The following is a 22,123-nucleotide window of genomic DNA, read 5'->3' as shown; positions in this document are numbered from 1 at the left end:
GGCCTGATGTACGGCCTGTGGCGGCCACGGGTGCTGGGCGCCTGGCGGGTGCCGTCCACCGGCCCGGTGATCCTCGCCGTCAACCACTCGCACGGCATCGACGGCCCGATGCTGATGGGCACCGCGCCGCGGCCGGTGCACTTCCTGATCAAGAAGGAAGCCTTCGTCGGCCCGCTGGACCCGTTCCTGCGGGGCATCGGGCAGCTGAAGGTGGACCGCAGTACCGCCGACCGCAAGGCGATCACCGACGCGCTCGCGGTGCTGGCGCACGGCGGCGTGCTGGGGATCTTCCCGGAGGGCACCCGCGGCGCGGGCGACTTCGCGTCGCTGCGGGCGGGCCTGGCGTACTTCGCGGTGCGCTCCGGCGCCCCCGTCGTGCCGGTGGCGGTGCTCGGCGGCGCGGAGCGCCGCAGCCGGCTGACACCGGCCGTGCCGCCGCTGCGCAGCCGCGTCGACGTCGTCTTCGGCGACGCCTTCGAGGCCCAAGAAGGTGCGCGAAGCTCGGCCGAGGGCGGTGGCGGGCGACGGGCGGGCGGCAGCGGCCGGCGCACCCGTAAGGCGCTCGACGAGGCGACCGTACGGATCCAGGAGCGGCTGACCGCCCACCTGGCAGCGGCCAGGCGCCTGACCGGGCGCTGACCGAAACTTGAGTAGTGGGCCGCGGACGAGCGGCCCACCGATCACGATGATGAACGAGGAACGGACTTCATGAACGACCAGATCCCCACCGGCGACGAGCACGGTGCGCTTGGCGACGCCGAGTACGCGGAGTTCATGGAGCTCGCCGCGCAGGAGGGCTTCGACCTCGAGGAGGTCGAGGGCGACATCGCCGCGGCCGGCCACGGCCCGCTGCCCGTCCTCGCCGTCATCGGCCGCCCCAACGTCGGTAAGTCGACACTGGTGAACCGCATCATCGGCCGCCGTGAGGCGGTCGTCGAGGACAAGCCGGGCGTCACCCGCGACCGGGTCACCTACGAGGCCGACTGGAACGGCCGCCGCTTCAAGGTCGTCGACACCGGCGGCTGGGAGCAGGACGTCCTCGGCATCGACGCGTCCGTGGCGATGCAGGCCGAGTTCGCCATCGAGGCCGCCGACGCGGTGGTCTTCGTCGTCGACGCCAAGGTCGGCGCGACCGACACCGACGAGGCCGTCGTCAAGCTGCTGCGCCGCGCCGGCAAGCCGGTCGTGCTGGTCGCCAACAAGGTCGACGGCCCGTCCGGCGAGGCCGACGCGGCCATGCTGTGGTCGCTGGGCCTCGGCGAGCCGCACCCGGTCTCCGCGCTGCACGGCCGGGGCACCGGCGACATGCTCGACGCGGCGCTGGAGGCACTGCCCGAGGCGCCCGCGCAGACCTTCGGCCAGACCGTCGGCGGGCCGCGCCGGGTCGCGCTGATCGGCCGTCCGAACGTCGGCAAGTCCTCACTGCTGAACAAGGTCGCCGGCGAGGAGCGGGTGGTCGTCAACGAACTGGCCGGCACCACCCGCGACCCGGTCGACGAGCTGATCCAACTCGGCGGCAAGACCTGGAAGTTCGTGGACACCGCCGGTATCCGCCGCCGGGTGCACCTCCAGGAGGGAGCGGACTACTACGCCTCGCTGCGCACCGCCGCGGCCGTGGAGAAGGCCGAGGTCGCGGTCGTCCTGATCGACGCGGGCGAGTCCATCAGCGTCCAGGACCAGCGGATCATCACGATGGCCGTGGAGGCCGGCCGGGCCCTGGTCATCGCCTACAACAAGTGGGACAACCTCGACGAGGAGCGCCGCTTCTACCTGGAGCGGGAGATCGAGCGGGACCTCGTCCAGGTCCCGTGGGCGATGCGGGTGAACGTCTCCGCGCGCACCGGCCGCCACATGGAGAAGCTGGTCCCGGCCATCGAGACCGCGCTGGCCGGCTGGGAGACCCGTATCCCCACCGGCCGGCTGAACGCCTTCCTCGGCGAGATCGTCGCCTCCCACCCGCACCCGATCCGCGGCGGCAAGCAGCCCCGCATCCTCTTCGGCACCCAGGCCGGCACCAAGCCGCCCCGCTTCGTCCTCTTCGCCTCCGGCTTCCTCGAGGCCGGCTACCGCCGCTTCATCGAGCGCCGCCTGCGCGAGGAGTTCGGCTTCGACGGCACCCCCATCCACATCTCGGTGCGGGTCCGCGAGAAGCGCAACAAGAAGAAGTAACGGCTGTTGCGGCTGCGCCCTGGGGAGGTGTGGCCCCGGCTGCGTGGGGGTGGCTGGGGGGCTGGGGGACTGGGGGTTATCCCCCGGGTGGGTGCAGTATCGAGCGCCGCCTGCGCGAGGAGTTCGGCTTCGACGGCACCCCCATCCACCTCTCGGTGCGGGTCCGCGAGAAGCGCAACAGGAAGAAGTAGCGGCTGCCGGTGCCCCCGGTTCCTTGGTGCCCCGGGGCCTCAGGGGTGGCGGGGGCGGGCGTCGCGGGGGCTCGGGGGGAGAGCCGGGAGGGGGCTGTGGGCTTGGTACGGCTGGCGGCCGACGACCTCCCAGTGGCCCGTGGACGCCGTCGTACGGGCCCAACTCCCGGTGCCGCCCAGCACTTCCGAGGTCTCCGGCTCGTCCGTGCGGTCCCCGGGCAGGGCCCGGAAGGAGCGGCGGTACTCGGCGTACAACGCGTCGTAGATCGGCGTGGCGGAACCACGGTCGGTCGGGCGCGTCGTCCCGTGCTCGCGCGACGGGCGCATGCCGGGGATCGGGTGGGCGTACGGGGCGCGGGAGGAGGGGTCGTATGCGTGCACGTATGTGCCAACGACCCCGATGGCCGCGGGATGCGGGCTGTGTGCGGAAATGGCTGATCGCGGGGGCAGGACCGGCCGAAACGACGGTCCTGCCCCCGCGATCGGGTGCCGGTTCGGTCAGGTGCCGGCCAGCGGCATGGCCGCGGCGACCAGCTTGCCCTGCGCGGCGGCCTGCTCCAGCGCCTGCCGCATGAGGTCCTCGCGCGGCTGGTGACCGATGGTGCCCGCGGGCGCGGCGTACATCAGCACGGTCTGGGCCTTGTTGGCCGCGGTGCGCCAGCCGTCCGACACGGCCAGCGGCTGGTGGGCCTGCCACCAGGCGGCCTGGCTGCCGCCGCTGCTCGGCTGCAGCACGGCGTGCAGCTTGCCCATCGCCAGCAGGGCGGACCAGCCCGGGATCACGGCGGGGAGCTTGTTCATGTCCGACACCGGCTGGAAGCCCTGCTCCAGGAGCAGCGGCAGGAAGTCGTCGTCCAGGCTGACCGAGCCGGGGCGGGCGATCGGGCCGTCCGGTTCGACGACCAGGGCCGGGCGCAGATCGTCCTCGACGAGCACCAGACCGCAGGTGATCCCGAGGGTGGCCTGGCGCTCACTCGTGGGGATCGCAGTGGCCGGCGCGGCCTGCGCTCCGGGGTGGGGGGCGGCGTCCTCTCCGGTGATGGAGCGCACGGCTCCCTGGAGCTGCTCCTCCGATACCGGGACGACCTGCGAGGGGATGCAGGTGGCATGGGCGAACGCGAGCACCGCGGTCTCCTCGCCCACGAACAGGACGGTGCTGGTGCGCTCCTGCTCGCTGTCTCCGGGGGTCCGGCAGGAGGTGCAGTCGTAGCTGCCGGGGGCGTCGCCACCGGCCAGCAGGCGGTCGGCTTCTTCGTCGCCGATCTCGGCGCGAACGTCGTCGCTGACGTCGAGCATGCGCGGCACGGGTGGCTCCTCGATCTCTGTGCGTCTGCCGGGCGGTCTCCCGGCTCGTACAAGGACAACGGGTGACCTGCGGCAGGGGTCACGCGACGACGGGAACAGAATCGAACCATTCCCCGCACAGAGGAGAACTGCGGAAAGTCACCTGTTGGGCGATCACGTACGGACATGTTCTGGGCAAGGAATGGCGCAGTCGGGCGCGTTCCGTACACCGGAGCGGGTGGGACCGGGCCCTCGCGGGCGCGGCGCGCGAGCCGGCCGGGGGTGCCTGCCTACCGTCACCGGCTATGTCGGACAACTCTTCGGCCGCACGGCGTGTCGTGGGAACCGTCGGGTCGCTCACCGCGGCGGCCGCCGCACTCGTCCTCGGTCTGTGCCCGCCCGGCGCCGCCGCCGAGCTCCCCTACGACGGCGGCGGCGCGCCCGCGCCGGTGCGGGCCCGCCACGCCTGCGCCGGCAACAACTGGCCCTGGGGCTGCCTCGCGGAGTGCGAGAGCAGCGGCGACTGGCACATCAACACCGGCAACACCTTCTACGGCGGCCTGCAGTTCTGGCAGCCCACCTGGGAGGCGTTCGGCGGGCTGGCCTTCGCGCGGCGGGCCGACCTCGCGACCCGTAAGGAGCAGATCCAGGTCGCGAAGAAGGTGCAGGCCGCGCAGGGCTGGGGCGCCTGGCCGGTCTGCGCCAGGCGCTACGGGCTGATCAGCGAGGACCGGACCTATGTCGTCCGGCGCGGCGACACACTGGGCACGATCGCCCGCAGCCTGCGCGTCAAGGGCGGCTGGCGGGCGCTCTACAAGGCCAACCGCAAGGTCCTGGGCGCCGATCCGCACCGGCTGAAGGCCGGCCTCACACTGCGGATCCCGGGACCGCCGGAGCCCCCGGAAGCCGTTCCGGCCCGACAGCCCACCGGCCCCGCCCCGGTGGCCCCGAGCCGGAACGAGAATGAGGGGGCGCCCCCGTTGGTCAAGCCGGTGGATGTGGTGCCCCCGGTGGCGAAGACGGTGGACTTGGTGCCCCCGGTGGTCAAGCCGGTCGATGCGGTGCCTCCAGTGGCCAAGCCGGACGACCTGGTGCCCCCGCTGACCAAGACGGTCGACGCGATGCCGCCTGGGATTGCGTCGGGCGGGCCGCCGCCTCAAGGCGACCGGCCCGGTGGGGTGGTGCCACCGGGGCCCCCGACGGGCGGTGCGGTGTCACCGGCAACGTCACCGGCGGTCACGACGGCCGGTTCGGCGTCTCAGCAGGCCCCGGCGGGCGGTGCGGCGCCGTCGGGGGCCCCGGCGGGCGGGCTGCCGCCTCAGGGCGGTGCCCGACCCGTCGGCGCGTCGTCTCAGGGCAGCCAGACCGTCAACTCGGTCGTGAAGACCGCGGAGTCGCAGGAGTAGGCGGGCCAGTGGCCCTGGCGGCGGCCGGTCTCGCCGGTGGCGCGGCATTCGGTCCGGCCGGCGAGGGAGTTGGAGAAGGTGTCGTACCGGGCCCAGTGGCCCGAGGGGGGCCGGGGTGCCGGTGCGCCGCCGTCCTGGTCGGCCGCGCTCGCCGGGCCCGCCGCCACGAGGCCGCCGACCGCCAGTAACGCGGCCGCGACCGCGGTGCCCCATCGTCCGATCCTCACCGGTACCTCCTCGGCGGCCCGGCACCTCCCCCGGTGCGGGCCGGACCGTCGCGGTTCGGCTGCTCCCCCGTTCGAGCAGCCGAAGTGCCCCACCGTGCCCCGGCGTAGGACGCCGGGCGCCGCAACGGCCCCGTACAGGCTTCCGGTTGGGGCGGGGCCCCGGCAAGGCGGATCCCGGGCCGGATCCGGACAGAATCCGGGGGCGGCCGCGGCGGAGAATGACCGACACGCGGGCGGCGGAGTGTGGCCTTCCGCCGCCACCAGGCCGTACTGCGACAAGGGGACGGGGGGCGACGGGATTTCGGGGGGCGAGGTTCCGTACCGCCGCTACCGATGGCCTAACTGTTTCGGCACATCTTGGCGAAAGCCCCCAACCCGGAACCAGCTTGTGCGGTCTTCGCGTTCAGAAAAGGGATGCCTTGCGCGGGGGAGGGGTGCGCGCGGCGACCGCAGGGAGAGCGGGACGACCGGAAGACCATGGGGACACAGGGACGATGCACATCTCATTCCTGATTCACAACGCCTACGGCATCGGGGGGACGATCCGTACGACGTGCACGCTGGCGCGTACGCTCGCCGAGCAGCACGACGTCGAGATCGTGTCGGCCCTGCGCCACCGCGACACCCCCGTCTTCGACCCCGGACCGCGGGTCGTGCTGCGGCACCTCGTCGACCTCAGGGAATCCGGCCCCCGCTACGACGGCAGCGACCCGGCGCACGCCCGGCCCGCCAAGGTCTTCCCGGCCGCGGAGCGCCGCTACGACCAGTACAGCGAGCTCACCGACCGGCGAATAGCCCAGCACCTGCGCCGGATCGAGGCCGATGTGGTGGTCGGCACCCGGCCCGGGCTGAATGTGCACCTCGCCCGGCAGACGCGGCGCGGCCCGGTCCGTATCGGCCAGGAACATCTGACCCTCGACACCCACAGCCGGGCGCTCAAACTGGCGCTGCGCGGGGCCTATCCGCGGCTGGACGCGGTCACCACCGTCACGGAGGCCGACGCCCGCGCCTACCGCCGTGGCCTGCGGCTGCCGGGCGTCCGCGTCGAGGCGGTGCCCAACGGCGTGCCCGCACCGGCGCTGCCGCCCGCCGACGGCACCGGGAAGGTCGTCGTCGCGGCCGGCCGGCTCGCCCCCGTCAAGCGGTACGACGTCCTGGTCCGGGCCTTCGCCCGGGTCGTCGCCGAGCGCCCGGACTGGCGGCTGCGGATCTACGGCGGCGGGGCCGAGAAGGCCGCGCTGCGGTCGCTGATCGACGAACTCGGGCTGTACAACCACGTCTTCCTGATGGGCCCGGCCCACCCCCTGGAGGCCGAGTGGGCCAAGGGCTCGATAGCGGCGGTCTCCTCCAGCATGGAGGCGTTCGGCATGACGATCGTCGAGGCGATGCGGTGCGGACTGCCGGTCGTCGCCACGGACTGCCCGCACGGCCCCGGCGAGATCATCAGCGACGGGGTGGACGGCCGGCTGGTGCCGGTCGGCGACCCGGAGGCGATGGCCGGTGTGCTGCTGACGCTGATCGGCGACGACGGGGCCCGCCGCCGGATGGGCGCCGCCGCCCTCGCCGCTTCCGCCCGCTTCGACCCGGCCCGGATCGCCGCGCGCCATGAGGCGCTCTTCGGCGACCTGCTGGCGCGCCGACGCGCCAGTTGGCTGCACGGCGGTCTGCACCGCGCCCGGGGAGCGCTGCTCAGCGGCGCCTACGCGACCAAGGACGCGGCCCGCGCCGCGCTGAGAGGGGTGCGCACGGCATGACCGCGTCGCGCCAGTTGAGCTGGACCGGAGACGAGACGAAGGAGTCGGCCGCCATCGATCAGGAAGCCACGGCCGGGAGCGGCGGGGCACCCGACGGACGCGAACGGCGGGCCGGGCGGCGGAAGCGGGCGGACGGCCCGGCCGCGCCCGCCGAGCTGCGGGCCGACTGCATCGCGGACTCCGCGGGTGGCCTCACCTTCGACCTGACCGCCCCGCAGGACACCGCGCCCGCCTGGAGCGCGGCGCTGGTGCTGCGGCGGCGCGGCGGCGACGGCGCGGACGACGAGGTCCGGCTGCCGCTCGGCCCGAACGGCGCCGGCCGGCTGCGGGCCGTGCTGCCCAGCACCGTCGCGCTCGGCGAGGGCCGCTGGAACGCCTACGCGGACCTCGGCGACGGCGACGCCCTGCGGCGCCTGCAGCCCGGCCTCAACGACCTGCGGTCGCTGGTGGACCGCCGTCCGCTGGCCGGCATCGGCCGGCTCGGGGTCCGCATCCCGTACGCGACCAAGCTCGGCAACCTCGCGCTGCGCAGCTGGCTGCGCGGACCGCACGCGGAGGCCGGGGACATCCTCGTCACACCGGACGGCATGACGGTCTCCGGGCGGCTCTACGGTGCCGCCCCGGCGGCCGGCGCCCTGGCCGAGGCGCGCGCCCGGCGCGCTGCCGGCTCCCCGGAGGCGGCCCCGGCGCCGGTCACCGTCCCGCTCACCGTCGACGGCCCGGAGTTCTGCTTCACGCTGCCCTACGAGGAGCTGGCAGCCCGCTGGGAGCACGGCACCGAGCCCTGGGACCTGTGGCTGCGCCCCGCGGAGGGCGCCCACCCGGTCCGGATCGCCCGGCTGCTCGACGACGTCGCGGACAAGAAGCAGGTGTTCAGCTACCCCGCGATGCCGGTGTCCGCCGGCGCGGCACAGCTCCGCATCGGCCCGTATTACACGCTCGACAACGACCTGGCCGTCCGGGTCGCCGGCCCGGACGCGGGCTGAGCCGGTCGCGCACCGGGCCGGAGCCGTGGAAGCCCGGTCGGCAGGACGCCGGCCGGGCTTCCGCATGCCCGCCCACGTCCGCCCACGCCTGCCCGTCCGCCCCCGCTGCCCCCGCTTCCGGTCGGGCGATGTGCGGGAAATGTGTATGGAGTGTGCTGCCTGCGCCAAATTCCCGGTGGCCAGGAATGGGCGTCCGATAAGGGGGAATCCGCTGCCGGCCGTGGATTAATTTCCGGCCGGTGCTGCCCGGTGTCCGGAGCGGCCGTGTCCGTTTCGTATCCGATCACGGCGGAATTCCGCCGGTTTTATTTTCCACCCGGTTGCGCCGTCACGCGGCGCGTACGGGTGACGGAAGTTCCGGCAAACGCCACAACGCCGGCTGTGACACAAGTGTGACCAATGACGGACCGGGAAGTCACCGGGGTGTGCGCCGGACGGGCCTTCCGCGGGCCCGGTAGGGGCGCCTACGGTGGCTGTCATGAGTGACGTACCCGACTTTCCGACCAACCCCGAGGACGACGTCCGGACCTATGTCGGTCTGGAGCAGCAGGACGCCGAGGAGCGGGCCCGGGGGCGCGGCTGGAGCACCGTCCGCGCGCTGCCGCCCGGCACGGTGATCACCATGGAGTACGTCGCCGGCCGGCTCAACTTCGAGGTCAAGGACAACGTGGTCCACCGCTGCTGGCCGGGCTGAGCACCGGCGGCACACCGCACCCGGAACGACGACGGAACAACGACGGAACGAGACGGAAGAACGACGAAGGCCCCGGCCGCTCGGAGGGAGCGGCCGGGGCCTTCGCTGCGGGGTGGGGTGTGTGCGTACCGGCCCCGCGGCTGGTGGGGCGGTCAGCCGCCGGTGTTGCGGCCGCGCGCGGACGTCGGGCCGATCGGGGTCGTGCGCGGGACGCGGTCCGCATGCGGCGGCCGCCGGCTGCCCGCGGGAGTGACGGGGCTGCGCTCCGACCGGATGGTGTACGGGCGCGACGCGTGGTGCGGCCAGCCCTCGGGGGCGCGGGTGGCCGGGCGGCCGCCCGTGGTGGCGCCGATGGTCTCGCGGACCAGCACCTCGCCGTCCGGGGCGAGGCGCTGCCGGGAGAGGCCGGGGGCCAGCGAGCCGGCCGGCAGCGGGCCGCGCAGCGAATCGGGGCGCAGCCGCAGCCAGAGCCGCAGCAGGATGCCCATGAGGCGGTCCTCGACCCAGGTGACGCCGGGCTCCAGCCAGGGCATGGTCAGCAGCACCAGCAGGCCGGCGGCCCAGCCGAGCAGCACGTCACTGACCCAGTGGGTACCGAGGTAGACGGTCGTCATGCCGACGCCCAGCGCGCCCAGCGCGGCGATCACCGACAGCGTGCGGCGGCGCAGCGAGGTGGTCGCCAGGTAGGCCAGCACGCCCCAGGTGACCACGGCGTTCGCGGTGTGACCCGAGGGGAATATGTCGCCGCCCAGCCACATCTCGTTGGCGCCGACGGTCGTCGCGTAGTGCGGACCGAGCCGCCCCATGCCCAGCTTCGCGGCGCCCACCGTGATGTTCAGCAGCAGCAGTGAGGCGCCGAGCACCAGCAGCGGGTGGAGGTTGCGCTGGCGCCAGCAGCGCCAGCCCAGCCAGGCTGCCACCGCCACCGCGGTCGGGCCGCGCTGGCCGAGCACCACGAAGTAGTCGAGGAAGGCGTGGATCGCAGGCCATTGCTTGTACGGCCTGAAGAACATGACCTGCCAGTCGAAGGTGACCAGCCAGGAAGTGGTCAGCACTCCGACCACGATCGCCACGTACACCGCCAGGGTGCCGCCGAACAGCCACAGGCGGGTCCGGGTCATCTGGGGTGGCCGGGCGCGATCGGTCGGGCGCTCCTCCATCTGGTCGAGCTTCTTCTCATCGGTACGCACTCAATCGACGTTACCGCCTGTGATGTAGGCGCTTGGTCAAACTGTGCGCTTTGTAATGACGATGTGATGTGGAATGGGTCTCAATCGGGGCTTCGACGGCGGGATTTGGAAGGGAATTCCGCGGGATTCTCAATCCCTTCCGGTCGTCCGCGTGTCGGTCTGTCGAGCGCCTTATCTGCTTTTCTCCGGAGGGAGTTTATCGGCTATTTGCCGGGGCGTCGGACGATGTTTCCTCGCCGCCGGGATCGCGGAAGAGGATCATCCGGCTGCCGGCCGGAAGAAGTTGATCTTTGTGGTCGCGGCCGGATCACGGCGGGCCCGATCCGTTCAGCCAGAACGCCCCGTAGACCGCGGACCCCGCCGCCACCGCCCCGATGACCAGCCAGGACCAGGCCGGCCGCCACCGGGCCAGTGCCGCCGCCGGCGGCAGCAGCAACGGGTAGGCCGGCATCATCAGCCGCGGCTTGGACCCGAAGTAGCCCTTGGCGGTCAGGGCCAGCAGCAGCACCAGCCCGCCGTAGACCGCCAGCGGCAGCGGCTGGCCGCGCCGCACCCCGTGGACGTACAGCCAGATCACCAGTCCCACGCCGGTCAGCAGCCCGAGACCGGCCGCGAAGGACGGGCCGGCGAGCTGCTGCCCGATGAACTCCGCGAACGCGACGCCGCCGTCGAAGCCGTTGCCCCAGCCGCCCTGGACGTCCAGATAGCCGGTGGCCGAGCCCTGCCGGATTCCCACCCATACGAAGTAGCCGCACCAGCCGAGCGGCGCGAGCAGCACCCCGGCCGCCATACCGGGGTGGGAGCGGAGCGCCGCGCGCAGCCGTACGCCCGCCGCCCGCTCGCGCCACAGGGTCACCGCCGCGGTGATCCACACCGCCGTGACCACCGCCGCGCCCACCGGCCGGGTCAGCCCGGCAAGTGAGGCCAGCACTCCCGCCGTCACCCAGCGCCCGGTCAGCACGGCGTACACGCCCCAGGCGGCGAGCGCGGTGAACAGCGCCTCCGAGTACGCCATCGACTGCACGATCCCGACCGGCAGCGCGGCCCACAGCGCCGCCAGCGCGATCCCGGCCCGCGGCCCGTGCAGCCGCTCACCGGTCGCGTACAGCGCCCAGGCCGCGGCCAGCGACGCCGACCAGGCCACCGCCATCCCGGCGTCCGCGGCCGACAGCGGCGTGAGCGCCGACAGGCCGCGCTCCAGCCACGGCAGCAGCGGGAAGAACGCCAGGTTGGAGTGCACATCGCCGTTGGCCAGCTGAACGCTGTAGCCGTAGCCCTGCTCGGCGACCCGGGTGTACCAGAGCGAGTCCCAGCGGGCGGTGAGCAGGGTGTGCCAGTCCTTGCCGTTCGCGGCCGACCAGATGCCGAGCACCAGCAGTCCGAGCAGCCGGACCGCGGCGTACGCCGCCAGCGCGGGCGCGGCCCGGCGCAGTGCGGCGACCACGGCGGCGCCGTCCCGTGCGGTCCGGCCGGGAACCGCGGCCGAGGCAAGATCGTTCATCTGGACGATTATCCAGGTCTCCGGAAATGCCGGACGACGGGCGGAGGGGGAACGTCCGGCACTGCGATGAGCGTCTCATCGTGAGGTGAGCCACGCGGCAGCCCCGGGGACTCGCGTAGTCTGACGTCCTTACTCGCCCGTGCCGCCGGTTCCCCCGGGGCGTTTTTCGCGCCCTGATCCGTGGCCGCGAGAGCATGACTGGAGGTGCTGCATGTCCGGGACGACCGCGTCCGGCAAGGGACGGACGGCTGGTGTTCCCCGGCTTCCAGGCGGCGGTGTGAACCGCTGGACCGTGCTGATCGTGCTCTGCGTGAGCCTGCTCTTCGTCGCGCTGGACACCACGATCCTCTACGTCGCCGTGCCCTCGGTCACCGAGGACCTGCGGCCGGGACCGGTCGAGCTGCTCTGGATCGTCGACATCTACCCGCTGATCGCGGCCTCGTTGCTGATCCTCTTCGGCACGCTCGGCGACCGCGTCGGCCGCCGCCGCGTCCTCCTGCTCGGTTACGGCCTGTTCGGCCTGGCCTCGGCCGTCGCCGCGCTCGCCCCCAATCCGCAGATCCTGATGACGGCGCGCGCCCTGCTCGGCATCGGCGGCGCGATGATCATGCCCGCGACGCTGTCGATCCTCCGGCAGGTCTTCCCCGACCGGCGGGAGCGTGCGGTCGCCATCGGCGTGTGGAGCGCGGTGGCCGCGGTCGGCGCCGCGGTCGGCCCGGTCCTCGGCGGGTTCCTCGTCGAGAACTTCTGGTGGGGCTCGGTCTTCCTGATCAACATCCCGATGATGTCGGCGATGCTCCTGATAGGGCGGTGGCTGCTGCCGGAGTCGCGTGGCGAGCGCAACGGCCCCTGGGACGTGATCGGCGCGGTCGTCGCGGCGGGCGGCGTGCTGGGCATCGTGCTCGGCGTCAAGCGGATCGGCAGCGGCGCGGCCCTCGTCGGACCGACCACGCTGTTGCCCATCGCGCTCGGCGTCGCCCTGCTGCTGCTCTTCGTACGGCGCCAGCGCCGGCTCACCCACCCGCTGATCGACATGCGGCTGTTCGCCCGGCCGGCGTTCGGCACCTCCGTCGGCTGCATCGTGCTGGCCATGCTCGCCCTGGTCGGCCTCCAGCTGATCGCCGTCCAGTACCTCCAGCTCGTCCTGGGGCTGAGCCCCCTGGAGACCGGGCTGCGGATGCTGCCCCTGGTCTTCGCCGCGATGGCGGCCGGCCTCACCGGCTCGAAGCTGCTGCAGGCACTCGGCCCGCGGGCGATGGTCTCGTTCGGTTTCGTGCTCACCGCCGCCGCGGTGCTCTGCCTGACCGCGATGACCAGCCACGACCGCCCGTGGCTGCTGTCCGGCGGCTTCGTGCTGCTCGGCTTCGGCTTCCAGTCCACGCTGTTCGGCGCCTACGAGTCGATGCTCAGCGAGGCCCCGGCCGAGCAGTCGGGCGGCGCCGCGGCCATCGGTGAGACCTCCTACCAGCTCGGTGCCGGCATCGGCGTCGCGCTGCTCGGCAGCGTCATGAACGCCGCCTACGCCCCCGGCCTGACGCATGTCGACGGGGTTCCCGCGAAGACGTCCGCGTCCGCCGCGCACTCCCTGGGCGAGGCGTACAAGGTCGCCGCGGGCCTGGGCGAGAGCGCCAAGGAGGCGCTGCGGATCGCGGCCCGTGATTCCTTCGTCCGCGGGCTGCACATCACCCTCGTCGCCAGCGCCGTGCTGCTGCTGGTCGGTGCGGGCATCGCGCTGCGGCTGCCGCGCCGGGCCGCGGAGTCCACCGAGCGGGCCGAGGGCGACACCGGCACCGCGGAGGGCGCCCCGGCGGGCGCCGGGCGCGGCACCGGCAAGCCCGCCCCGGCCGGCTCCGGCCGCTGAGGCTCCGGCCCCCGCTCTCTTTCCGTTCCGCCGCGCGGCGTTGGCCCTTGCCGCGCGGCACCGCGGGCCGTACCGTCGGACGCGCTGCATAACTACCACTGCTAGTTTTATTCGCGCGCGCTGCACCCGCCGGAGGCCCGCATGTCAGCCAAGCCGTCCTCAGCATCCTCAGCTTCTTCGGGTTCTTCACCTTCTTCGACGGTTCCGCCGTTCGACCCGGGCGATCCGCTGGGCATCGACGACCTGCTCACCGACGAGGACCGCGCGGTCCGCGGCACCGTCCGCCAGTGGGCCGCCGACCGGGTCCTGCCGCACATCGCCGAGTGGTACGAGGCGGGCGAACTCCCCGGCATCCGCGAACTGGCCCGGGAACTCGGCGCGATCGGCGCCCTCGGCATGTCGCTGACCGGCTACGGCTGCGCCGGCGCCTCCGCCGTCCAGTACGGCCTGGCCTGCCTGGAACTGGAGGCCGCCGACTCCGGCATCCGCTCGCTGGTCTCCGTACAGGGCTCGCTCGCCATGTACGCCATCTGGCGCTTCGGCTCCGAGGAGCAGAAGCAGCAGTGGCTGCCGGCGATGGCGGCCGGCGAGACCATCGGCTGCTTCGGCCTGACCGAGCCCGACCACGGCTCCGACCCGGCCGCCATGCGGACGTACGCCAAGAAGGACGGCGACGACTGGGTGCTGACCGGCCGCAAGATGTGGATCACCAACGGCTCGGTGGCCGGCGTCGCGGTGGTGTGGGCCCGCACCGACGACGGCATCCGCGGCTTCGTCGTACCCACCGACGCCCCGGGTTTCTCGGCCCCCGAGATCAAGCACAAGTGGTCCCTGCGCGCCTCGGTGACCAGCGAACTCGTCATGGACGAGGTGCGGCTGCCGGCCGACGCGGTGCTCCCCGGCGTCACCGGTCTGCGCGGCCCGCTCGGCTGCCTGAGCCACGCCCGCTACGGCATCGTCTGGGGTTCCATGGGCGCGGCCCGCGCCAGCTTCGAGGCGGCGCTGGACTACTCCCGTACCCGGGAGCAGTTCGGCAAGCCGATCGGTGGCTTCCAGCTGACCCAGGCCAAGCTCGCCGACATGGCCGTCGAACTGCACAAGGGGATCCTGCTGGCCCACCACCTGGGCATGCGGATGGACGCGGGGCGGCTGCGCCCCGAGCAGATCAGCTTCGGCAAGCTGAACAACGTCCGGGAGGCGATCGAGATCTGCCGCACGTCCCGGACGATCCTCGGCGCCAACGGGATCTCGCTGGAGTACCCCGTCATGCGGCATGCCACCAACCTCGAATCGGTGCTCACCTACGAGGGCACCGTCGAGATGCACCAGCTGGTGCTGGGCAAGGCGCTCACCGGGCTGGACGCCTTCCGGTGAGCGACCCGGCAGGCGCCGGCACCGCCCGGTGACCGGCCCTGCCCTCAACTCTGGTTGCTGCAACATCCGGGGGGGGCAACCCCCGGGCCCCGGCCGGAAGCGCCGGGACGTCGCTCAACTCTGGTTGAAGAAGCCGCCGTTGCGGTGGTCGCGGGTCTCGCCGCTGAGCACCCGGTAGTCGGCGGGGGTGAGCAGGAAGACCCGGGTGGCGACCCGCTCGATCGAACCGCGCAGGCCGAAGGTGAGGCCGGCCGCGAAGTCCACGACCCGCTTGGCGTCGGCGGACTCCATGGACGTCAGGTTGACGATCACCGGGACGCCCTCCCGGAACAGCTCGCCGATGCCACGGGCGTCCCGGAAGCTCTCCGGGGTGACCGTGGCGATGCGGGTGCCCTGGTCCTGGGCGGCCTCGTCGGCCACCCGGACCCGGGGGTCGGTCACCCAGGGGTTGCCACCCGGGCCGGCGGCATCGGGTCCCTCGGCGTAGTCGTCGTCGTAGTAGCGCTCGTCATCATTGTCGTCGACGAGGCCAAGCCAGGCACTCGCCTTGCGCACCGATCCCATTGACGCCTCCTCTCACCCGTGGTCTGCGTGTGTTCCTGCCCCTATCGTCGTCCATCAGGCCGACAGAGTGCCAAGTGGATAGCGGCCGCACGGGGGGTTCGTGACACATCTGGTGCAAAGAGGGTGGCGCGCCATCAGCTTCCGCGCCCTATAAGGAAACTGACTGTATGAAGAGCGTAACGATCGGTATCCGACCGAGTGGTGACGGCAAGTGGCCGGGCCGGTCCCCGGCCTGATCCGCCTGTCTACTTGATCTCCGGCGGGCTGATCTGCGACGTCTTGATCGCCGAGGGCCCGGTGCCCCACTTCTTCAGGATCCGGTCGTAGGTGCCGTCCTTCTTCAGATGGTTGACCGCGGCCTGGAAGGCGGGCGCCAGCGGGGTGCCCTTCTTGAACGCGAAGCCGACGTCGAGCCGTTTGAACTCATTGAGGAACTTCAGACCGGGCTGTTGTTCGACGGCGTACCTCAGCCCGTTGATGGTGCTCATCACCACGTCGCTGCGGCCCTGCTGGAGGGAGATCCACAGCGCTCCCTGCTCGGCGAAGGTCCTGACGTCGTACGGCTTCTTGCCGGACGCCGTGCACAGGTGCCGGTTCTGCTCCAGCGTCGCCTCGAAGGTGGTGCCCGCGCCGGTGGCGACGGTCAGTCCGCACAGCTGCTTCAGCGAGGTGACCTTCTTCAGCGGGCTGTCCTTGCGGGCCGCGAAGCCCTGGCCGTCGTTGACGTACGTGACGAAGTCGATGGTCCTGCGGCGCTCGTCGGTGACGCCGAAGTTGCCGGTGCCCACGTCGTACTTGCCGCTGCCGAGGGCCGGCAGGATCGCCTCGAAGCTCGCCACCTCGCGGTGGATCCGCAGCCCGAGGGCCTTGCCGACCGCGTCCGCGAAGTCGATGTCCTGGCCGGCCAGTGTCGTGCCGTCGGGCAGGTAGGTGGCGCCGGGCGGGGTGCCGACGCTGGCGGCGAGCGCGAGGGTGCCGCGCTTGCGGACCTCGGCGGGCAGCAGTTTCGCCGCCGCCGGGTCCTTGGTGACGCCGGAGACCACGTCGGTGGTGGGGATCTTGGCGTGCGCGGCGGCCGGCCCGGTGGCGCCGGTGCCGTCGGACGGGTCGCCCGGGCCGCAGGCGGTGAGCGCCAGGACGGCGGTGGCCAGCAGGGCCGTGGCGCGCAGTGCGGTGGTGCGGGGCGTGGCGGTGGTCATGGGCGCGGGCTCTCCAGGTGCTTCTCGAACGGCAGCGGGCCGATCGACTCCGGGTCGGCGGACAGGTCGAACAGCGGCCGGTAGCCCACGGCGAGGTAGAGGCCCTTGGCCTCGGGCTGGCGCGGACCGGTGGTCAGGTGGATACGGGTGTAGCCGCGGGCCGCGGCGTGCTGCTCCAGGGCGGCGAGGACCCGCCGGCCCAGTCCGCGCCGGCGGTGCGCGGAGTGCGTCCAGATCCTCTTGAGTTCGGCGGTCCGGGCGTCGAGGCGGCGGTACGCCCCGCCGGCCACCGGCTCGCCGTCCGCAAGCAGCAGCAGGAACGCGCCGCCGGGCGGGGCGAACTCCTCCGCCGGGTACTCCAGGCCGAGATCGACCGGCTTCTCGTAGCGCGTGCTGTATTCGTGGGTCAGCTCGTCCAGCAGCGGGCGGGCGAGGGGATCGGTGACGGTGGTGTGCCGCACCGTCAGACGGCTGTCCGCCAGGGGCCGGGGCGTGGTGGTCATCGGGCCGCCTCCGCGGCCGGTTCCGGTGCCGCGGCCGGTGCGGGCGACGGCCAGGGCAGTGGGTCGGGCAGCTCGTGGCGCAGCCGGGGCAGCACCTCGGCGGCGGCCAGCCGCAGCACCTCGGCCTTGCGGGCGAACGGCAGCCCGGCGCCGTCCACGGAGAAGAACTGCAGCGCATGGCCGTAGGCGAGGTGCTGCGACCGGATCTTGTCGACGATCCGCGCGGGCGAACCGACCAGCGCCGGCCCGTGGTCGGCGGCCTCGTCCAGGGTGCGGAACGGGGTGTTGTTGCCCGGCACGTCGCGCGCGGCGACCGCCGTCTCGTAGTACGGCGCGAACTCCCGGCGGGCGGTGCGGTCGTCGGCCGCCGCGTAGAGCGTGCCGCCCGAGCCGACCAGCGCGGCCGCCGGATCGTGCCCGTAGTCCGCCCAGCGGGCCCGGTAGTGGTCGATCAGTTTGGCGTAATTGGCCACCGGCTGGATGACGTTGGCCGCGAGGACCGGATCGCCCCAGAGTGCCGCCAGCTCCACCGAACGCTCGCTGGTGGCGCTGCCGTGCCAGATCGTGGGCGGCCGCCGGAACGGGCGGGGCAGCACCGTGGCGTCCTTCAGCGGCGGCCGGAACCGGCCCGACCAGGTGACCTGCTCCTCGCTCCACAGCCGGCGCAGCAGTTCGTAGTTCTCCTCCTGGAGCGCGTACTGGTCCTCCGGATCGCGGTGGAAGAGGTGCCAGGGCTCGGGCGCGTTGCCCTTGCCGATGGTCAGCTCCAGCCGGCCGCCGGAGAGCTGGTCGACGGTGGCGTAGTCCTCGGCGACGCGTACCGGGTCCAGGGTGGACAGCACGGTGACGGTGGTGAACAGCCGGATCCGGTGGGTCCGGGCGGCGATCGCGCCCAGCACCGCGGGCGGCGAGCTGGACAGGAACGGCGCACCGTGCCGCTCCCCGACGCCGAACGCGTCGAACCCCAACTCCTCGGCCAGAACCGCGAGTTCGACGACCTCGCGGAGCCGTTCGTGGGGAGAGAGGAGGCGCCCGGACAGCGCGTCCGGGACGTTGTCGATCAGAGTCATGACGCCGAAGCGCATACCGCGCCCTTCTGCGAGCGGGACGGAGGGAGGAAGGAAGGGAGGAAGGAAGGAAGGAAGGGAGGAAAGGGCGCAGGGCCCCGGGAGGGGAGGGAGGCGTGGTGAAGCGGGTGGAGCGAGGGGAGGGGGCGCCGAAGAAGCGGCGCGGCGTGTGAAGGCGCGCGGCGGGAGGAGAAGGAGAACCGCGGAAGGGGCCCGGCCTTATCGGCGACGGGCCGCAGGGCAGGGGGTCAGCTCAACAGGACGCCGACCACACACGACCGAAGTCGATGTGGTCGCGGGTGACCAGCCGCTGCCATGCGTACATGCCGACAAGTGGAACAGGCATCCGTTTCCACGTCAACTGCGACGTGATCCCTCGCTCACAGTGCGGACGGCCTTGACAACCCGGCGTGTTGACCCCATAGCCTCAAGAGCCGGTCGTGCTGAGGGGCGCGGCCTGCTCGTTCGTGTGAAGGCGCCGGAGCCCGTGCTCGCTCTCGGCATCCACGGAGCCTTCGCATGCCCTTGGTCGACCCCGTTTCCGACACCCTCGACGCCCCGGCCGCACCCGCCGCGGCGCCCCCCGACACCCCCGACTCCCCGGACCCCGCCGCGTTGCGCATCGTGCCGCGCCGGCGCACCGGCCGGCGGGCCGCGGCCGCCGTCGTCCTCGTTCTGCTGGCGCTGGCCCTGGTCTCCGTCGTCCGCAACGACGCCTTCCAATGGGACGTGGTCGCCGACTACTTCCTGACCACCGCCGTCCTGCGCGGCCTGGGACTGACGCTCTGGCTGACCGTGGCCGTCATGGTCCTCGGCTTCGCGCTGGGCACCCTGCTCGCGGCCATGCGGCTGTCCGACAATCCCGTGCTGCGCGGCGTCAGTTGGGGCTACGTCTGGCTCTTCCGGTCCATGCCGATCCTGGTGCAGCTGCTGTTCTGGTTCAACATCGGGGCGCTCTACCCGACGATCCTCGGCGTGCGGACCGTCAATCTGCTCGGCCCGGTCGGCATCGCGGTCGTCGGGCTGACCCTGCACGAGGCCGCCTACGCCGCCGAAGTGGTCCGCGGCGGCATCCTGTCGGTCGACAAGGGCCAGCTGGAGGCCGCCCAGTCGCTGGGGCTGGGCGCCTGGCGGCGGCTGCGCCGGATCGTGCTGCCGCAGGCCATGCGGGCGATCGTGCCACCGGCCGGCAACATGCTGATCGGCACCCTCAAGGGCACCTCCATCGTCAGTGTCATCGCCGTGCAGGACCTGCTCTACTCCGTGCAGCTGGTCTACCACCGCACCTATCAGGTCATCCCGCTGCTGCTGGTCGCCACCCTCTGGTACATCGTGGTCACCTCCGTGCTCGGCGCCGGTCAGTTCTTCGTCGAGCGGCACTACGCCCGCGGTACGGCCGGTGCCCGGTGAACGCCTCGCTCGTCATCGTCGGGGCCGGCCCGCGCGGCACCGGCGTCCTGGAGCGGCTGGCCGCCAACCTCCCCGAGCTGTACGGCGACCGGCCCCTGGACATCCACCTCGTCGATCCGCACCCGCCCGGCGGCGGCCGCATCTGGCGCCACGACCAGTCCCCGCTGCTCTGGATGAACTCCATGGCCGAGGACGTCACGATGTTCACCGACGAGACGGTGGAGCAGGCCGGTCCGGTGCGGCCGGGGCCCACCCTCGCCGAGTGGACCGGGGCCGACGGGCAGGCGTTCCTGAGCCGGCAGCGGCAGGGCGCGTATCTGCGCTGGGTGTACGAGCGGTCGGTGGCCGCGCTGCCGCCCGCCGTCACCGTCCATGAGCACCGGGGCACCGCGGTACGGGTCTCCGGGTCGCGCGAGGGCCGGCAGCAGGTGTGGCTGGCCGGCCGCCCGGCGCCGCTCCTGGCCGACCTCGTCGTCCTCACCCTCGGCCACCTCGACGCCGAACTCCCGCCGGAACAGGCGGGGTTCGCGGAATTCGCGGTCCGGCACGGGCTCACCTACCTGCCACCCGCCTTCACCGCCGACAGCGATCTGAGCGCCCTCCGGCCCGGCGAACGGGTGCTGGTGCGTGGTTTCGGGCTGGCCTTCATCGACCTGATGGTGCTGCTGACCGAGGGCCGCGGCGGCACGTACACCACCGGCCGGGACGGGCGGCTGACCTACCGGCCCTCGGGCCGCGAGCCCGTGCTGCACGTCGGTTCGCGGCGCGGCGTCCCGTACCACTCCAAGATCGGCTACCCGCCGAGCGGTGAACGGCCGCCGCTGCCCCGGTTCTTCGGGCCCGCCCAGGTGGACGAACTCCTCGCCCGGCCCGGCGGGATCAGCTTCCGGCGCGACGTCCGGCCGCTGATCGACAAGGAGCTGGGCTTCGCCCACTACCACCGGCTGTTCACCGCGCACGCCGACCGCACCCGGATGGCCTGGCCCGACTTCGAGGAGAAGTACGCCGCCGCCGACTCGGGCAGTGCCGCCCTCCAGGCCCTGGTCGGCGCGGCCGTCCCGGACCCCGCCGACCGGCTGGACCTGGCGGCGCTGGACCATCCGCTGGCCGGCCTGCGCCACCCCGACGCCGAGGCGCTGCAGGAGGGGCTGCGCGGCTACATCGAGGCCGACCTCGCCCGCCGCCACGACCCCGCGCACAGCCCCGACCTCGCGGTCTTCCTCGCGCTGCTGTCGGTCTACGGCCAGCTGGTCCGGCTCGGCGACCTCGGCCCCTGGTGGCACGGCTTCTTCAGCTACCTCGCCTCCGGCCCGCCGGGACCGCGGCTGCGCCAGCTGCTCGCGCTCTCCCGGGCCGGTGTGGTGCGCTTCCTCGGCGCGGACACCACCGTCACCGCCGACCCGCGGCGCGGGCTGTTCCGCGCCGAAAGCCCCAGCGTGCCGGGGGAGTCGGTGACGGCCCGGGCGCTGGTCGAGGCCCGGCTGCCGGAACCGACCGTGGCGCACACCCGCGACGCCCTGCTCCGCTCCCTGTACGCCGAGGGCGCGGCCGCGACCCCGGCCGGGCTGCTGGCGGTCGACCCCGCCGACGGCCGGATCCTGGACCGGGCCGGCCTCCCGCATCCGCGCCGCTTCGCCCTCGGCCCGCACACCGATGCCCGGGCCGGCGGCGCCTTCTCCCGTCCCGGTACCAACGCCCCCGCCTTCCGGCAGAACGACGCCACCGCGCGGGCGCTGCTCACCTTCCTCCGCGACCGGGCCGCCCGGCCCGCCCCCGCCCCCGCCCCCGCCCCCGTCCCCGTCCCCACCCCCCGTACCGCACCCACCCCCGAGGACACCCATGCCGCTGACCACTGACCCACCCGCCGCCCGGACGGCCCCCGAGCGGGCCGGACCACCGGCCGCCGACGATCCGGCCACCCTGAAGGTCGTCCCCGTACGCCACCCCTGGCGGTGGGCCGCGATTGCGGTGACCGCCGTGCTGATCGCGCAGTTCGTGCACGGACTGGTCACCAACCCGGCCTGGGAATGGCCGGTGTTCGCACAGTTCTTCACCGCGGAGACGGTCCTCAAGGCGGTCTGGGTCACCCTCCAGCTGACCGTCTACGGCACCGCCCTCGGCTTCGCCCTGGGCATCGTGCTGGCCTTCATGCGGCTGTCCGCCAGCCCCTTCCTGCGCTGGGTCGCCTTCGGCTACATCTGGGCCTTCCGCTCCATCCCGCTCATCGTCCAGCTGCTGTTCTGGTTCAACCTCGCCTACCTCTACAAGCGGCTGGACTTCGGCATCCCCTTCGGGCCCGGCTTCTTCCACTTCGACACCATGGGGCTGGTCGGGGCGATGGGCGCGGCGGTGCTGGGCCTGGCGCTGCACCAGGCCGCGTACGCCGCCGAGATCGTGCGCGGCGGGGTGCTCGCGGTGGACGGCGGACAGCTGGAGGCGGCCGCCGCGCTCGGCATCCCGCGGCTGCGCCAGCTGCGCCGCATCGTGCTGCCGCAGGCCGCGCGTTCGATCCTGCCCAACGCCACCAACGAGGTCATCTCCCTCTTCAAGGGCACCTCGATCGTCTCCGTCATGGCGATCGGCGAGCTCTTCTACCAGGTCCAGGTCATCTACGGACGGAACGGCCGGGTCGTGCCCCTGCTGATGGTCGCCACCGCCTGGTACGTCCTCCTCACCACCGTGCTCTCCGTCCTCCAGCACTACGTGGAACGCCACTTCGCCAAGGGAGCCACCCGATGAGCAC

At 72.9% G+C, this 22,123-nt stretch carries 20 protein-coding genes; 11 read left to right on the top strand and 9 right to left on the bottom strand.

Going from position 1 to position 22,123, the window contains the following annotated elements; translation table 11 throughout:
- The first annotated feature begins 6 nt into the window (after positions 1–6).
- Together ACGF4C_RS29215 and der are read left to right on the top strand one after the other, a co-directional pair.
- Positions 7–639, top strand: a complete 633-nt coding sequence (locus ACGF4C_RS29215) for a 1-acyl-sn-glycerol-3-phosphate acyltransferase (RefSeq protein ID WP_236681018.1) — start codon at positions 7–9, stop codon at positions 637–639.
- 69 nt (positions 640–708) lie between these two features.
- Positions 709–2,169 carry a ribosome biogenesis GTPase Der gene (der, locus tag ACGF4C_RS29210; protein ID WP_393570038.1) on the top strand — a complete coding sequence of 487 codons (1,461 nt, stop codon included), beginning with the start codon at positions 709–711 and terminating at the stop codon, positions 2,167–2,169.
- 230 nt (positions 2,170–2,399) lie between these two features.
- On the opposite strand, the gene ACGF4C_RS29205 is transcribed toward der, so the two are convergent.
- The gene (locus ACGF4C_RS29205; RefSeq protein WP_393570036.1) at positions 2,400–2,741 is read right to left on the bottom strand and encodes a hypothetical protein; all 342 of its coding nucleotides are present in this window, start codon (positions 2,739–2,741) and stop codon (positions 2,400–2,402) included.
- Between the two features lie 117 nt (positions 2,742–2,858).
- A complete protein-coding gene (locus ACGF4C_RS29200; protein WP_393570034.1) occupies positions 2,859–3,665 on the bottom strand; it encodes a hypothetical protein in 807 nt (268 codons plus the stop codon).
- Between the two features lie 284 nt (positions 3,666–3,949).
- On the opposite strand from ACGF4C_RS29200, the gene ACGF4C_RS29195 reads away from it, so the two are divergent.
- Positions 3,950–5,050 (top strand): transglycosylase family protein, encoded by a 1,101-nt coding sequence (locus ACGF4C_RS29195; RefSeq protein ID WP_393570032.1) that lies wholly within the window; start codon positions 3,950–3,952, stop codon positions 5,048–5,050.
- On the opposite strand, the gene ACGF4C_RS29190 is transcribed toward ACGF4C_RS29195, so the two are convergent.
- Positions 4,996–5,277 carry a hypothetical protein gene (locus tag ACGF4C_RS29190; RefSeq protein ID WP_393570030.1) on the bottom strand — a complete coding sequence of 94 codons (282 nt, stop codon included), beginning with the start codon at positions 5,275–5,277 and terminating at the stop codon, positions 4,996–4,998. The genes ACGF4C_RS29195 and ACGF4C_RS29190 overlap by 55 nt on opposite strands.
- A gap of 494 nt (positions 5,278–5,771) precedes the next feature.
- Between ACGF4C_RS29190 and ACGF4C_RS29185 the strand changes: the two genes are divergently transcribed.
- The 3 genes from ACGF4C_RS29185 (at position 5,772) to ACGF4C_RS29175 (ending at position 8,711) form a co-directional block, all read left to right on the top strand.
- Positions 5,772–7,031 carry a glycosyltransferase family 4 protein gene (locus ACGF4C_RS29185; protein WP_393570028.1) on the top strand — a complete coding sequence of 420 codons (1,260 nt, stop codon included), beginning with the start codon at positions 5,772–5,774 and terminating at the stop codon, positions 7,029–7,031.
- Entirely contained in the window at positions 7,028–8,017 is a 990-nt protein-coding gene (locus ACGF4C_RS29180; protein ID WP_393570026.1) for a hypothetical protein, read from the top strand. Before ACGF4C_RS29185 ends, ACGF4C_RS29180 begins: the two co-directional genes overlap by 4 nt.
- 478 nt (positions 8,018–8,495) lie before the next feature.
- The gene (locus ACGF4C_RS29175) at positions 8,496–8,711 is read left to right on the top strand and encodes an I78 family peptidase inhibitor (protein WP_030414095.1); all 216 of its coding nucleotides are present in this window, start codon (positions 8,496–8,498) and stop codon (positions 8,709–8,711) included.
- 152 nt (positions 8,712–8,863) lie between these two features.
- Here the strand turns inward: ACGF4C_RS29175 and ACGF4C_RS29170 are convergent, their stop codons facing one another.
- Both ACGF4C_RS29170 and ACGF4C_RS29165 read right to left on the bottom strand, forming a co-directional pair.
- Positions 8,864–9,901: a phosphatase PAP2 family protein gene (locus ACGF4C_RS29170; RefSeq protein ID WP_393570023.1), complete on the bottom strand. Its 1,038-nt coding sequence runs from the start codon at positions 9,899–9,901 to the stop codon at positions 8,864–8,866.
- Positions 9,902–10,208: 307 nt separating this feature from the next.
- On the bottom strand, positions 10,209–11,402 hold the full coding sequence (locus tag ACGF4C_RS29165) for a hypothetical protein (protein ID WP_393570021.1): 1,194 nt from the start codon (positions 11,400–11,402) through the stop codon (positions 10,209–10,211).
- A 211-nt stretch (positions 11,403–11,613) separates the two neighbouring features.
- Between ACGF4C_RS29165 and ACGF4C_RS29160 the strand changes: the two genes are divergently transcribed.
- Together ACGF4C_RS29160 and ACGF4C_RS29155 are read left to right on the top strand one after the other, a co-directional pair.
- Positions 11,614–13,263 (top strand): MFS transporter, encoded by a 1,650-nt coding sequence (locus ACGF4C_RS29160; RefSeq protein WP_393570019.1) that lies wholly within the window; start codon positions 11,614–11,616, stop codon positions 13,261–13,263.
- 141 nt (positions 13,264–13,404) lie between these two features.
- Positions 13,405–14,637: an acyl-CoA dehydrogenase family protein gene (locus ACGF4C_RS29155; RefSeq protein WP_393570017.1), complete on the top strand. Its 1,233-nt coding sequence runs from the start codon at positions 13,405–13,407 to the stop codon at positions 14,635–14,637.
- 114 nt (positions 14,638–14,751) lie between these two features.
- Here the strand turns inward: ACGF4C_RS29155 and ACGF4C_RS29150 are convergent, their stop codons facing one another.
- The 4 genes from ACGF4C_RS29150 to ACGF4C_RS29135 form a co-directional block, all read right to left on the bottom strand.
- Positions 14,752–15,201 (bottom strand): cell division protein SepF, encoded by a 450-nt coding sequence (locus tag ACGF4C_RS29150; RefSeq protein ID WP_362146234.1) that lies wholly within the window; start codon positions 15,199–15,201, stop codon positions 14,752–14,754.
- A gap of 245 nt (positions 15,202–15,446) precedes the next feature.
- The gene (locus ACGF4C_RS29145; RefSeq protein ID WP_393570014.1) at positions 15,447–16,400 is read right to left on the bottom strand and encodes an ABC transporter substrate-binding protein; all 954 of its coding nucleotides are present in this window, start codon (positions 16,398–16,400) and stop codon (positions 15,447–15,449) included.
- Entirely contained in the window at positions 16,397–16,903 is a 507-nt protein-coding gene (locus tag ACGF4C_RS29140; RefSeq protein WP_393570012.1) for a GNAT family N-acetyltransferase, read from the bottom strand. Before ACGF4C_RS29140 ends, ACGF4C_RS29145 begins: the two co-directional genes overlap by 4 nt.
- On the bottom strand, positions 16,900–17,988 hold the full coding sequence (locus ACGF4C_RS29135) for an LLM class flavin-dependent oxidoreductase (RefSeq protein ID WP_393570010.1): 1,089 nt from the start codon (positions 17,986–17,988) through the stop codon (positions 16,900–16,902). The genes ACGF4C_RS29140 and ACGF4C_RS29135 overlap by 4 nt, the downstream gene beginning before the upstream one ends.
- A gap of 501 nt (positions 17,989–18,489) precedes the next feature.
- Between ACGF4C_RS29135 and ACGF4C_RS29130 the strand changes: the two genes are divergently transcribed.
- The 3 genes from ACGF4C_RS29130 to ACGF4C_RS29120 are packed head-to-tail and all read left to right on the top strand — an operon-like array spanning position 18,490 to position 22,119.
- Complete coding sequence (locus ACGF4C_RS29130) at positions 18,490–19,380, top strand: amino acid ABC transporter permease (protein WP_393570008.1); 891 nt, start codon at positions 18,490–18,492, stop codon at positions 19,378–19,380.
- Entirely contained in the window at positions 19,377–21,236 is a 1,860-nt protein-coding gene (locus ACGF4C_RS29125; protein WP_393570006.1) for an FAD/NAD(P)-binding protein, read from the top strand. The genes ACGF4C_RS29130 and ACGF4C_RS29125 overlap by 4 nt, the downstream gene beginning before the upstream one ends.
- Entirely contained in the window at positions 21,220–22,119 is a 900-nt protein-coding gene (locus tag ACGF4C_RS29120) for an amino acid ABC transporter permease (RefSeq protein ID WP_393570004.1), read from the top strand. Before ACGF4C_RS29125 ends, ACGF4C_RS29120 begins: the two co-directional genes overlap by 17 nt.
- Positions 22,120–22,123 lie beyond the last annotated feature (4 nt).

Origin of the sequence: Streptomyces sp. NPDC048197 (assembly GCF_043202395.1) — a bacterium.
Lineage (GTDB): Bacteria > Actinomycetota > Actinomycetes > Streptomycetales > Streptomycetaceae > Streptomyces > Streptomyces siderophoricus.
Note: the sequence above shows the minus strand (reverse complement) of the source record. Positions and strands in the feature narration are given on the sequence as shown.

Coding starts and splice junctions, on each gene's coding strand:
- der (WP_393570038.1), top strand. CDS start 709: ATGAACGACCAGATCCCCACCGGCGACGAGCACGGTGCGCTTGGCGAC.
- ACGF4C_RS29130 (WP_393570008.1), top strand. CDS start 18,490: ATGCCCTTGGTCGACCCCGTTTCCGACACCCTCGACGCCCCGGCCGCA.
- ACGF4C_RS29215 (WP_236681018.1), top strand. CDS start 7: ATGTACGGCCTGTGGCGGCCACGGGTGCTGGGCGCCTGGCGGGTGCCG.
- ACGF4C_RS29180 (WP_393570026.1), top strand. CDS start 7,028: ATGACCGCGTCGCGCCAGTTGAGCTGGACCGGAGACGAGACGAAGGAG.
- ACGF4C_RS29185 (WP_393570028.1), top strand. CDS start 5,772: ATGCACATCTCATTCCTGATTCACAACGCCTACGGCATCGGGGGGACG.
- ACGF4C_RS29155 (WP_393570017.1), top strand. CDS start 13,405: ATGTCAGCCAAGCCGTCCTCAGCATCCTCAGCTTCTTCGGGTTCTTCA.
- ACGF4C_RS29195 (WP_393570032.1), top strand. CDS start 3,950: ATGTCGGACAACTCTTCGGCCGCACGGCGTGTCGTGGGAACCGTCGGG.
- ACGF4C_RS29165 (WP_393570021.1), bottom strand. CDS start 11,402: ATGAACGATCTTGCCTCGGCCGCGGTTCCCGGCCGGACCGCACGGGAC.
- ACGF4C_RS29140 (WP_393570012.1), bottom strand. CDS start 16,903: ATGACCACCACGCCCCGGCCCCTGGCGGACAGCCGTCTGACGGTGCGG.
- ACGF4C_RS29175 (WP_030414095.1), top strand. CDS start 8,496: ATGAGTGACGTACCCGACTTTCCGACCAACCCCGAGGACGACGTCCGG.
- ACGF4C_RS29160 (WP_393570019.1), top strand. CDS start 11,614: ATGTCCGGGACGACCGCGTCCGGCAAGGGACGGACGGCTGGTGTTCCC.
- ACGF4C_RS29120 (WP_393570004.1), top strand. CDS start 21,220: ATGCCGCTGACCACTGACCCACCCGCCGCCCGGACGGCCCCCGAGCGG.
- ACGF4C_RS29150 (WP_362146234.1), bottom strand. CDS start 15,201: ATGGGATCGGTGCGCAAGGCGAGTGCCTGGCTTGGCCTCGTCGACGAC.
- ACGF4C_RS29145 (WP_393570014.1), bottom strand. CDS start 16,400: ATGACCACCGCCACGCCCCGCACCACCGCACTGCGCGCCACGGCCCTG.
- ACGF4C_RS29135 (WP_393570010.1), bottom strand. CDS start 17,988: ATGCGCTTCGGCGTCATGACTCTGATCGACAACGTCCCGGACGCGCTG.